Origin of the sequence: Vibrio kyushuensis, from assembly GCF_050337325.1 — a bacterium.
Classification (GTDB): domain Bacteria; phylum Pseudomonadota; class Gammaproteobacteria; order Enterobacterales; family Vibrionaceae; genus Vibrio; species Vibrio kyushuensis.
On the sequence record NZ_JAKJSV010000002.1, the window covers coordinates 1314478 to 1326772 of the forward strand.

Consider the following 12295-nt stretch of genomic DNA (forward strand, 5'->3'; position numbering starts at 1 on the left):
AAAATCATACACAAATGCATATAACATCTTGTTTTCTCAGAACATGACTTTCTTCTCAATTTTTAAGAGCTCACAAATTTGGATTGACGGATTCCTATAACAACTCATTCATACTCTTCAACACCACTCATAAACTCATATAACGTCTTGTTTTCTAAGAGCATGACTTTTTTCCTATTTATTTAGAGCTCATAACATGGATTGACGGATTCCTATAACAGTCGACTCAACGCCTTACCCACTTAAAGACCGCCCTGTAACTCTTTGTTGTTTCCACGTTTTTCAAAAACCCTCCGACGACCCTATTTTATGCACTGTTTATTCATTTTCCATACCAGATTAAGTGTTTATTATTTCAATTCAATAACTTAATGCATAATTTCGAGCTTTAATAACCTCAACATAATATCCATAACCACCTTAGTTCCTTGTTTCAACCCTTTTCACTCTCCATCTACTCCCTTCTCACTCCTTGCTCACTCGCTATGCACTCCCTTATCAGGTCAACTGACTAAGGCCACTTAAACTCCTCTCCCTGTTTACACACTATTCATTCCATTTTAACTCTCTATTCAATCCCTGTTTACACCCTATCCTCTCCCCCTATAGTGTTTAATGAGCGAAAACTGTCCGCTTATCTGCCACTTTAAAGTCTCAAGTTTTGCATAATCAGTGCTTATTCACTCAATTCAATGTTACGCACTAGGAGCAGTTATGTATCGCAGTTCAGAAAGCAATCCCGCCGAGGCCGTCGATGATGGCTTTGGTAAAATCCATCGAATGATGAAACGCCAGTAGTGAGGTTAGGAGTATGAAATGTGATGTTATTGATATTCATAATGTACGATTCAACAAATCTGACTTCAGTGCCACTGACTTAAAATCTCTGCGACATGAATTACGTGACGCACTTTATCACGCTGTACTATTAGAGCCAGAAGAGAGAGATAGGTTAGAAATCTTGTTTTTTGACCAGCAATTGCGCTGTGACGACAGCATACGATTAAAAATCTATCGTCATTATGAACGCCTACATTTAGAAGTTGGCATGAACACTTCTAAGACAGGATTTGTTAATCGTTTATTGCGAATTCACTGCGCTATATGTTACCGAAGAAGGGAAGGTTTGATGGTTTACGAATTTAAAACTCTATAAACCGTCGTGCGACTGCATCCTAGCTCTTTACTGATCGCATGTTTGTTCATACCTTGTTCGGCAAGTTCATTAATACGTTGGTGAAGCCTCTTATCAGGAAATCGGCCAAGGTGCCTCCCTTCGGCTTTAGCGCGCTCCCTACCCTCGTTACAACGCTGCAAAATGCGTTTTCTTTCCATCTCAGCGAAAGCTGAAATAGTAGTATAGATAACACGTCCAACATCGCTGTTATTATCCAGCTCACCAAGATCATGAAAAACCAGTCCTGCTCCTTTTTCATTGAGCTTGTCGGCGATTTGAAGTGCATCAATGGTGTTACGTGTAATACGGTCAACTTTGGTGACATGAACAATATCTCCGGAGCGTGAAAATTCTATCAACTTTGATAGCTCCTCACGATCTGCTGATTTGCTGCTGAACTTGAAAACCTAGTGTTTGATCGTTAGTGCTGACTCGAGCATAACCAATAATCATAGAAGCCCCCATTTATGAACACTAAGTTACTACTATACCAGTGCACATGTTCAGAATTGCCAATTACGACTAAAAGTACATTCAAGCCAACACTAGATGGGTGTCCAGATAGCTACACCTTTGTGAACATCGTTAGACTTTGTGAGGAGTAACCCAAAAAACTTAAAACCAGAATGGTTAATGAGTTAGTAGTGTTATTCTATTCTTGCCAATCCATCCATGGCGATTGATCTTTTGGCTAAGTCCTCATTATTGGAGAATTACATAATGAGAAGACTAACCAAACTGTTTAAACACATTCAACATGTGACTATTTTGAAAGATTTACTAAAGGACGGTGCACTAGACGACAAACAATCAAAAGCGCTGAGGTACATTCTACTTCTAGCTCGAATTCAAACCTTTCTCACTTCGACCTTGCTATTGCTATTGAACTACTCTGAGCAGGTAATTATGTATTGGGAATGGATGTCAAACTCAACATTGCTCTAGGAGATGTATTTGATTAGCTTACATTTTATATCAATCAACAATTAACAGAAATCAATCTAAGAGGATGAACCATTAGTTCTCCTTAAATGTTTAACTTCACCTAGCAGTTCGGTGAAGATGGATGGAGACAGACAGTAGTTAGATACGATGGCATCACGCGGAGTAAACAAAGTAATAATAATGGGTAACCTAGGTCAAGATCCTGAAGTACGTTATACAGCTTCAGCGATGAATTGCGCCTCTATAACAGTAATAGAACCCTATGACTATTGCTATTACCCTAATTTTTATTACGGAAAGAACATTTCAGGAACTTCAAAATTATCTGAATCAATGATTCTTTATTTAAGCCAGATAGAAAAAAAATGGCTATTTCTTACCCGTGCTAGCGTGAATAAGCAAATTGAACAACAGAACCGAAGCATCGTTCAATATGCAACAATGTCTGTTTGGTGGAAGATACTGCATACTCTTCGTAAGTTGGGACGGCAACCTCCGCGCTAATGAATTTAAATAATAACTTTCCATTATCTCTTTCTAAACTTTGATTCTTCCTTTATTAAAAACTCCCCAATGTACTCGCAAGCTCATCGATCAGTTTTTAAGTGGGCCTGATCCCAAACCCCATCGCTAGATACTTTTCAATCTGATCACATTCTACATCGATCTTAAGTGTGGTAGCCTGCTTTTGACCAACCTAGAGCGACGCCATTTTTCTTTCGATCAACTAATGCTTCTTTCGTTTTCATTGATATAAACTCGCGTTCTATTTCTTCTACTCAGCCCAGAACGGTTACTGTTATACGAGCTTGTATTGGACCATCGATATGCATGTTTTTTGAGATATAAACGTTGATGCCTTTTTCGATAGGCACTTCTAGAGCTTAAGGAATTGAACGAGCAATAGAACTGACTTCAGCACATTGGATGCATACTGTATTCAACGTTACACAGTAACCCTTAACCGCCTACCAGCACTGCTCTTCACTGGAGATTAAAGGTTACCGTCATTTTGGAGGGAATCTATTGGTGAGTTATTGGCACAGGCCTTTCTAACTAACGCATCTGTAGGTTAGAAAGACCTATCATAATACCCATGCATACATCGAGGATTGCAGTGCCTTAGCGCTCTAACTACCTACCCGGCTTTGTTTCCTAAATCAGGGAACTAACTCATTAACCGACGATCTGATCAGCTAAGTTCACTCAAATACTTAGATCAATGGCCAAGCCTCGCTACAAAACAACTAACTGGAAGCAATATAACCAAGCTTTAATCAATCGTGGTTCATTGACGTTTTGGATTGATGAAGAGACAATCCAACACTGGAAACAGGTCAAGCAAGGTAACCGTGGAAGACCTCGTTTGTTTAGTGACTTAGCCATTACGACGGCTCTTATGGTCAAACAGGTATTTTCAATGCCGTTGAGAGGCCTGCAAGGATTCATCAATTCTGTTTTCAAGCTTGCTCAACTGCCATTGTCATGCCCTCATTATTCATGCATTAGCAAGCGAGCCAAAACGATCAACGTCGCGTTCAAGCCAAAAACTAAAGGAGCTATCCAGCATTTAGCCATTGATGCGACTGGTCTGAAGGTCTACGGCGAAGGCGAATGGAAAGTCAAAAAGCATGGCACTAATGGGAAGCGTCGAGTCTGGAGAAAGCTACATTTAGCGGTCGATACAAACACGCATGAAATCATTGCCGCTGAATTAAGTTTATCGAATGTAAGCGACGGAGAAGCACTTCCAAACTTACTCAAACAGACTCGCCGAAGAATCAATGAGATATCTGGCGATGGTGCTTACGACACAAGGTTGTGCTACGAAGCTATTCGTGTCAAAAATGCTGTTCCGCTTATTCCTCCGAGGGAAGGCGCAGCCTTCTGGGAGCAAGGTCATCCCCGCAATCTAGCGGTCGGCTGTCAGAAACTATATGGTTCAAATAAGCATTGGAAAAAGAAGTACGGCTACCATAAACGTTCGCTCTCAGAGACGGCGATATTCCGTGTGAAGAAACTGCTCAGCGGTACATTAAGTTTAAGAAGTTACAATGCGCAGGTTGGTGAGACTTACGCCATGATAAAAGCGTTAAATAAGCTGACAGGGTTAGGTATGCCTAAAACAGTAGTAATAGCCTAACAACTAGTCATTTTAGGCGCGTTTTTAACTAAAACCGAGTAAGGAAACAAAGCCTTATGTAGCTCTAAGATCAGATCAGGTATTGCCCAATCAGGATCATTTATTAATTTATTTTGGTTCCATTGCTAATGAACCAGAAGTGTTCGTCTACAGATTCATCCATATTGTCAACCTCGAAACGACAATGAATAGAAGAGTACTCCGTTGGAGTACTCTTCATCATCATTCCAGCTAAACAATCCAATATTTCTATTTTTCTGGTTACATTATTCACTTTAACCTCTTTAGAAAACGGCTTGCTCAGGCTTATTATTGCTCTATGGACGTCAATTCATCTAGCTAGAACCATCAGTGAATGCTAAAAAAATAATCTTTCATTAACTTATGAAACTCTTCAGAGTCATCAATTGATGATATATGTTCACCTAGCCAAAAATACAATTCCTTTAACTGATATTTTTCAATAAAGCCTTCAAACTCTTTAACTTTATCAGGGTGCTGATTTCGTAGATATGCACGGATATTTTCTATGCATTTCTGAGCTGGAAAATTAGTCACTACGTAGCTCCGTTATATTTTCTGGACTAACCTGTATTGGTCTGTCGGTAATTGCTTGAGTACCACCACCTTTTCCCCAATCCGGAAAAGTTTCTGTAATTGGTTCAGGCACACTATTCGTATTCCATTTTCCATCAGGAATACGAAGGTCATCTAGAAGCTGTATAGTATCAAACTCTACAACATGAGTAGGTGCATGTGGCGTCTGAAGCAAATCCTGAGCTTGATTAGGAGTTAATTGAGTCACATCATCAAAGGTTATATAAGTGGGTTCTCTTGATGCAATCGTTCCGGTATTTAACTCGTCTATATTAGCATTACCACCAGTGATTCTATATCCAGAGCCTGGAATAACATCACCATCAGGTCTCACATAAAAATCTGTCTTTGATTCACTATGACTCGGAGGCCCGTTTGGTGAGTTTGCGATAGTATCAGGATTAGCTCCACTAGGGCCTGCATTATTGATTTCCGGTTTATATTCTAATAATTTCGGCTCATCTTTTAGTCCCTTTTGTGCTTGAGCTAACAAATCTTGGGCGAGCCCCACATCCCCAGCATCAAATGCTTTTCCTGCTTGTTTAACTAAATCACCTAAAGCCGGAACAAGACCTACAGTCGCAAGCAGATACTCAAAACCTGTATTTGCTTCATAGAAGCCTTTTGCATCCCCCACACCTGGCATAAAGTCAATCATTCCACTTATAACGGCGTTAACAGTCTCAGCTTGTTGCCCAGTAGGATCATTCGATATTTTATCGGCCTTATAGAAATGTTCCTGTAAATCATTCGGCATTTGATACGTTAGAATGTCGGAATCCTTTAGCAAGTCTAATGTCGCATCCACATAGGACTGACGATTATCTTTTGCTAACAGGGTTAGATTATTACATAGTGCTGAATTTCCACCATTACACGCAGTGAGTAACTCTACGTCTCTTTTGCTGTCTAGTTGTTTTAACTCACTGGCACGATCACAAGCTTCGTTACCATTTTGACATTGGCGTTCGGCTTCCATTAGCTCTTGGGCCTCATCATGATTTAAGTGATTAAACCGATGAACAATCCCCCCAGCATTTTGTCCTGTGTACGCACCTTCAGCATCGCCCGTTGCTGCAACGCCCGCAGCAGCGCCTATTAACCCTGCCACATCAACTTGTGTTTTTTCTTCAAGGCCTGAGTTTCCTAGCGTGCTTCCTGCAAGCTCGGTGGCCACACCCGCGGCGGCACCTGCTATGAATTCACCTCCGGCAAGCTCGGCGACAGCGCCTTGACTGACACCATGAAGCAGCGACTTAGTGAAACCGCCTTCGGCTAACCCATGAGTGACACCCCAATCTCCAATTTGATTGGCAGCAATCGCGCCAACGTTATTGGCCAGACCGCCACGTAGGCTATTCACAAACCCATCAGAGAAGTCAGTGCCATTAATCGCGCTGTCTACACCGGCCTGAATACCTGAGCGCCCAACTTGCTGTAAAATAGCGTCAGGACTTAAGCTCTGCCACGGCGTACTAATGTTGGGGTTCCCTGACGCTAGCTTAGTGGCATCGACACTGGAGTAATTAGGCAAACCCGTATCAACATTGATGGTACCATCGGTCACGCCAATTGCCGCATCAAACCCAGCTAATGCGCCTGCCGTGAGCATGGCCGTCGCAAGCAGCTTTACTTTATCTGAGCTACCGAGGTCTTCAAGTGTTGCCCCTAAGTCGCCCCCATTATTAATCAATGACAAAGAGGTTTGAGTTATCAGTGTCGAGGTGGCGGCTGCGCCCATAGCAGCTACAGTTGAGCCCGCTGCGGTTCCGGCAGCGCCAACTGAGCCTGCTATTGCTGCTCCAGCACCTGCAGCCGCACCAGCGGTCACCACGGTTAACGCGATGGCTATAATCGCCGCTGCAGGACCCCCTAAATTCGACTCTTCATAATCCCAACTATCAAACGCCTCGTTGACCTGATTCCAATCTACATTAGGGTTGCCTTTTAACGCTGCCATCCACGCGTATTCTTCACCCGCAGGCAATTCATTTAACGCTCTTGCAAGTTGACCGTCTGTTGAAACGTAATCCACCTGAATACCAAGCGCACCCGCTAACGAGACTTTACCCCCACTTTTTATGCGGGTGATTTTCTGCGTGCTTGAGGTTTCCCCTTCGCCTGCCATGGTCACCATAAAACCACTGTCGACCGTCTCATGGCGATAAGAGCGACTTTCTTCAGCGGCAACCAAAGCTAGGCTGCCTTGTGTGGATTCCAGAGTGACATCACCACTGGCGGCAATATCGGAGGCTTGGTGTATTTGGTCTCCTTGGCTAGTGAGGTTTATCGAGCCACCGGCTTTAAACGCCGTGCCTTTAACGGTATTGGTTTGAATTTCTGTATCACTGGATGAGTCTCCCCAAACACTGCTGGTTTCAATGAAATCTCTCGAATAAGCGGTTTCTGTTGCGGCGATAGCGGCTAACTGCCCCTCCACATCAAAGGTCAAGTCATTCGCCGCGTTAACATTGGCCGCCACAAGCGTTGCGTCACCGCCGGTTGACACGGTCAGATTGTTACCTGCGCTGAGCGTCACGCCCTCTTGACCTGTGGTGGTTCGAATGGTTTTTAATCTTGCCGCGTCGTAGCTATCATGCTGCAAAGTTTCATTGGTTAAGAAGGTTAAATCACCCGCGATGTCGAGCGCTGCGTTATCGGCTGCTTTTATCTGGCCACCTGTAGCGGTTAAATCACCGCCAGTAATTATGTTGAGTGAGCCCCCTGAGGCAATATTGGAGTCTTGATAGCCAACGGTCGACTTTTCCGTTGTCGCGCCGTTCTGTTTATAAGTCAGGTAGTCTTTGTCTTCCACACTGCTGAGATTGATGTCGTTGCTGGCGATGAGGGTTAAGGTGCTTCCTGAGGATAATTCACCTCCGATATTAGTAATGGAGTCACCTGCCTGTATGACGAGCTCATTGCTTGCTTTAATGCCTGCTGTTTGCCCTATATAGGTGTCGGTGTATTCAATCCCGGCAGCATCGGCATCTTTGATATTGCCATCTTTGTCAACGTTAAGTTGGTCTGTCAGAGTTTCATTAATCACACTACCAGATTGACTCACTAGCGCGACATTCTCACCGCTTATCTGCCCACTTCGGTTGATGATGTCACCGTCAGCTTGAACAATTAAATCGCCGCCTGCTGCAATAGTTCCTGTGTCATTCAATAAGGTGCCGTCACTTTTTAGCGTGAGTGATGAGTCTGAGCTCAATGTTCCGCTGTTGTTAATATCGCCAGCGTTAATCTCTAAGCCTCCACCGGCAATGACGGCCCCGCCTGTAAAGTCTCGCTCACTCACTTGCGCTAGGTAGAGTTTAGGGGCGAGCACTTCTTGTCCGTTCACTTCAATGGTTTCATACCACACCATATCTTGCGTGAGACTCGCTACTTGCTCAGCGGACAAGGCGATGCCCACGTCTAAATCCAGTGCTTGTTTTTGGCCCGCCGCCGCATCAATCAACTGCTTCATTTGAGTGAAGTCATTCCCCACCGATTGATTGAGATAACGTTGCCCCGTCTGCTCAAAAATCGCTTGGGTGATGGTGCGCGTGTCGTAAAACGCATCCCCTAAAAAGGTGATGTCTTGCTCTGGCGAAAACCCAACGCTGTCTTGGAAATAGTCCGAGCCTAAGAAGTTACCCAAATTGGTTAAGGCTGGATTGGTTTCAATAAGGTAACCACTGCTCGGTCCATCACTGAAGATAAACAGACCATTAGGGCTACTAGGCAGGCGAAATTCTGGAAAAGGAATGCTGTTAATCGCAGGAAAAGAGATAGAAACGTTATCGATGCTATCGACGCCTGTAACAATCACGCCTGCTGGGCCAGCAACATTTGCGCTGCCCGTTGATTTGGTGTTTTTATTACTCCCTGAAGCTGTCACCTTTGAAGCGTTGGATTGAATAGTCGAGTTATTGACCTGATTGGCCACATTAAGCGTGACACGATTGGTCGCTGTAATCGAGGAATTAAGCGCACTGCTTGAGCCTGTTTTGACGCGGCGAGTATCAACGAGGTTGTAATCAACTCCCCTATAGCCCTTAGTATTATGCCTATATACTCTATCCGGTAACTCATACTCATAATAGGTCGTGTATTCATCAAACTGATAACCCGTATTTTCAAGTGAACTGGCCAAAATCTGAACGTTTTTCCCGGCGATTTGGCTCGCATTGTTTTTTAGTGTCGTCGCTTGAATACTGATTGCGTCATTAGCAATAATTCGAGAAGCACTCGTCGCCTTTTTTAAGACTTGTTTTTCAATGATGACCGGAATAGATAGAGCACTGTCTGTCAATAATGTGTAGTGATAAACCCTGCGATTGTTATTGTCACTCGAGTTTGAAAGGTGCTCTTCCCTAATGTCATACTCTGGTGCATATTGAGTCCCTGCACCGTGCAACACTGTGCCATATTTACTCGACTCATCTTTGCTGGATGCATAGTCGATGACAAGCTCTGTTCTTTTGTTCGTTAACGCTCCTGTATAAATACTGATATCCCCACCCAGTGACTCAATAGTTGCAGAGCTATTAAGAAGGCTGGTACTTTTTTGCAGGCTCGCATTAGTTGCAATGGTCAGGTCATTGCCCACCAAGATATCACTGTAGTTATTGAGGCGGTTATTGTACAAGTTCGCGTTATTGCCTGCGTAAATTAGTCCGTTATTGGTCAGGGTGCCTGAAAGCTGTGTGGTGAGATTAGTCAGTGCGATTAACGCCCCAGAGTTACTTAACGAGCTCGCGGTTAGGTTTAAGCTTTCTAGTGCCTGAAGGGTGCCTGCATTCGATACGCTGCTTGCATTAATGTCTGTATTCAATCCTGAAATCACGCCACTGGATTGATTGGTGAGCCCTTGGGTTGTTGTTAGGGTGGTTTGGTTCCCCGCGTTAATGTCTGCGGTGTTCACCAGAGAATGAGCAGACAAAGACATATCGTTACCCGCCAGTAAGTCCCCTTGGTTGCTCAGTGCGCTATTCACCACCAGGGTTAGGTTTTGATTCGCTTCGATTGACCCTTGCTGGGTCATGGTTTGCGTGTCAATGGAGGTGGATTGACCCGATTGAATTTGCCCCTTATGAATGATGTTATTACTGGTGATGACCGTATCATTCCCACTAAGCATGGCGCCTTGATGATTTAATGTCGCAGCCTCCAGTGTTAACGCTTGCTCCGCTTCGAGTTTGCTGCCTGCTGCTGTGGTGAGTGAGTCGCTTGTATTTATGGAGAGTGACTTTGCGGTTTTTAATTCCCCGCTTAACGTGAGATTATCGGCCGTGAGTGTGGTATCACCAGCCGCCAACACTTGACCCGTCACAGCTAAAGTGGACGTCTCGATAGTGAGAGTGCCCCCAACCGATGTGTTGCCTTCTAGGGTTGTGTCGGTCGCGGTCAAAGAGAGGTCAGCGCCGCTGGTGAGCTCGCCGCTTTGATGCAGTGTTTTGGTGTTAATGGTCAACGCATCACCCGAAGCTACCTCTCCTGACAGCGTTGCCCTGTCGGTTTGAGTGAGTGTGAGCTCACCACCGGCCGCAAGCTGTCCTTCTTGCGTTAAAGTCTTGCTGCTGACGGTGACATCACCTTGCGCTTGATGTGTCCCATCTAATGTGATGTCCTGAGCGTTAACACTCGTGCTTCCATTGCTGTGACTCTCTCCAGATAGGTTAATAGACTTCGCGTTTAGGTGAATTGCCTTTCCGGCTAGCACACTGCCTTGGCCAGTTTGCGTCAATGTGTTATCAGCACCAATCGTCAGCTCTGAGCCCGCTTTTAAGGTGTCGGATAAGGTGACATCGGTAGCCTGAATGTTGAGGTTGTTGCCAGCGCTGGCCTGAGCCTCAAGCGCCACTTCACCCGTTGTAATAGAAAGGTTATTCGTGGCGGCTAGGTCGCCTTTTTGAGTGAGCGCTTGCGACTCAATAGTAATATCAGTAGCAAGCAAGCTGCCTGTCACAGTCATGCCTTCTTGTACGGTCGCCGTGACCGATTGCCCAGACTGAATCTGCCCTTCTAACACGAGGGTCTTCGCATTGAGCTGCACGTCTTTTGTTGAGGACAACGAGCCTTCATTGCTTATCGTGAGCGTATTGTCGATATCCAACGTCGCCTGAGTGCTCAACAAGGCAGTGTCTATTGAGACAGAGCTGGCGCTCATCTCTAGTTGCGCGGTTTGAAGTTTACCTTGCCCAGTTAGGCTTATACCGTCACCCGACAAAAAGGCCGATTGTGACGCGCTGATGTCCCCGTCATTAGTTAAGGTTGTCAGATGGCCCAGGTTCAATGCTTCGGTACTGATAAGGCTAGCATCATCAAGGCTAACGTTATCGATGACCGCGTTGAGTGCTTTTGCTTCAATGCTGGCACCGCTGAGCACTAACGTATCACTGCGCATTGTGACGTCCTCACCGACGACAATCTCAGACAGAACGGACGTATTATCGGCTTGTACATCCAGATGTCGCTCGGCACTGAGAGTCCCTTGTATTTCGATATCTTGGTTTGAGGCCAGTGCAATATCTTGGGTCGCGCTCGCATCACCCAAGACTATCTTTCCATCCGCACTGATGGTGATATCACCTTGTGAAGCAGCAAGACGGCCGACATTCACGCCAACGCCATTTTCGGTCGCTACCAGTGCAATTCGGCCCGCGTACATACCGCCAAGCAGCGAGGAATCAATTGCCATGTCAGATGCCGGGGTTTTAGCTGTATTTGTTTTGGTGACTTCATTACTTTGATAGGCCACTTCGTTATTGCCCGTCACTATTGTCAGCGCATTAGCATGAATATCCGCATTGATTTTCGCCGTTCGACTGATGATATCGAAGTAGGTTTGATTGGTCCCATCTAAACCCAACCCTTCAATGGTGACGCTACCCTGGCTCACATCAAAACCCTCTAGCTCGCCATTTATTATGTTTGGCGTGCCGGTTGAGAGCGTGACTCTTGGCGTATTAATAAAACCACAACCATTACAGGTAATGCCATAAGGGTTGGTTAATATCACAGGGGCAGCGCTGCCAAATACCTCGGTATACCCGTTGAGTTGACTTCGGCTTGTGCCGGTCACTTCATTGAGAATGACACTGGCTGCGCCATTGTTAAGGTTGGGGTTGTTTTGTAGATAACCGCCCAGTTGCGATTTGGCTAATTGCTCGGCCGAGTTGTTGAGTATCAGCCCGTTTTTATCCACGTTGAATTGTTGATACTTATTGTGTGATAAGCCTTTACCATTTGGCGTAGCAATGTTCACCACTTCAACACCATTACCCGCCGTGATAGTATGCGTGTTTCCGCCACTGACGACGACATTGGCCAGCACGGGCTGAACATTAATCAATGTACACACCAAGTACGTGAGATGACGCTGCCAGGATTTAACAGGCTTATCTAATGATGCTCTTTTATTAGATTGGGTCATGATGGCC

At 44.9% G+C, this 12295-nt stretch carries 6 protein-coding genes and 3 pseudogenes; 4 read left to right on the top strand and 5 right to left on the bottom strand.

The window, feature by feature from the left end:
- Nucleotides 1-811 precede the first annotated feature (811 nt).
- On the top strand, nucleotides 812-1156 hold the full coding sequence (locus L4D20_RS05790; RefSeq protein ID WP_428800588.1) for a hypothetical protein: 345 nt from the start codon (nucleotides 812-814) through the stop codon (nucleotides 1154-1156).
- Here the strand turns inward: L4D20_RS05790 and L4D20_RS05795 are convergent.
- A pseudogene (locus tag L4D20_RS05795) lies at nucleotides 1135-1630 on the bottom strand (recombinase family protein). The gene L4D20_RS05790 and the pseudogene L4D20_RS05795 sit on opposite strands and share 22 nt — an antisense overlap.
- A gap of 267 nt (nucleotides 1631-1897) precedes the next feature.
- On the opposite strand from L4D20_RS05795, the gene L4D20_RS05800 reads away from it, so the two are divergent.
- Complete coding sequence (locus tag L4D20_RS05800; RefSeq protein WP_428800589.1) at nucleotides 1898-2122, top strand: hypothetical protein; 225 nt, start codon at nucleotides 1898-1900, stop codon at nucleotides 2120-2122.
- A 147-nt stretch (nucleotides 2123-2269) separates the two neighbouring features.
- Nucleotides 2270-2374, top strand: a pseudogene (locus L4D20_RS05805) (single-stranded DNA-binding protein); the annotation flags it as partial.
- A gap of 352 nt (nucleotides 2375-2726) precedes the next feature.
- Here the strand turns inward: L4D20_RS05805 and L4D20_RS05810 are convergent.
- Nucleotides 2727-3003 (bottom strand): annotated as a pseudogene (locus L4D20_RS05810) (recombinase family protein); the annotation flags it as partial.
- Nucleotides 3004-3344: 341 nt separating this feature from the next.
- On the opposite strand from L4D20_RS05810, the gene L4D20_RS05815 reads away from it, so the two are divergent.
- Complete coding sequence (locus L4D20_RS05815) at nucleotides 3345-4265, top strand: IS5 family transposase (RefSeq protein WP_428800590.1); 921 nt, start codon at nucleotides 3345-3347, stop codon at nucleotides 4263-4265.
- A gap of 103 nt (nucleotides 4266-4368) precedes the next feature.
- On the opposite strand, the gene L4D20_RS05820 is transcribed toward L4D20_RS05815, so the two are convergent.
- The 3 genes from L4D20_RS05820 to L4D20_RS05830 form a co-directional block, all read right to left on the bottom strand.
- Nucleotides 4369-4539: a hypothetical protein gene (locus L4D20_RS05820; RefSeq protein WP_428800591.1), complete on the bottom strand. Its 171-nt coding sequence runs from the start codon at nucleotides 4537-4539 to the stop codon at nucleotides 4369-4371.
- 74 nt (nucleotides 4540-4613) lie between these two features.
- Entirely contained in the window at nucleotides 4614-4823 is a 210-nt protein-coding gene (locus L4D20_RS05825; protein WP_428800592.1) for a hypothetical protein, read from the bottom strand.
- Nucleotides 4816-12288: a two-partner secretion domain-containing protein gene (locus L4D20_RS05830; protein ID WP_428800593.1), complete on the bottom strand. Its 7473-nt coding sequence runs from the start codon at nucleotides 12286-12288 to the stop codon at nucleotides 4816-4818. The genes L4D20_RS05825 and L4D20_RS05830 overlap by 8 nt, the downstream gene beginning before the upstream one ends.
- Nucleotides 12289-12295: the final 7 nt, after the last annotated feature.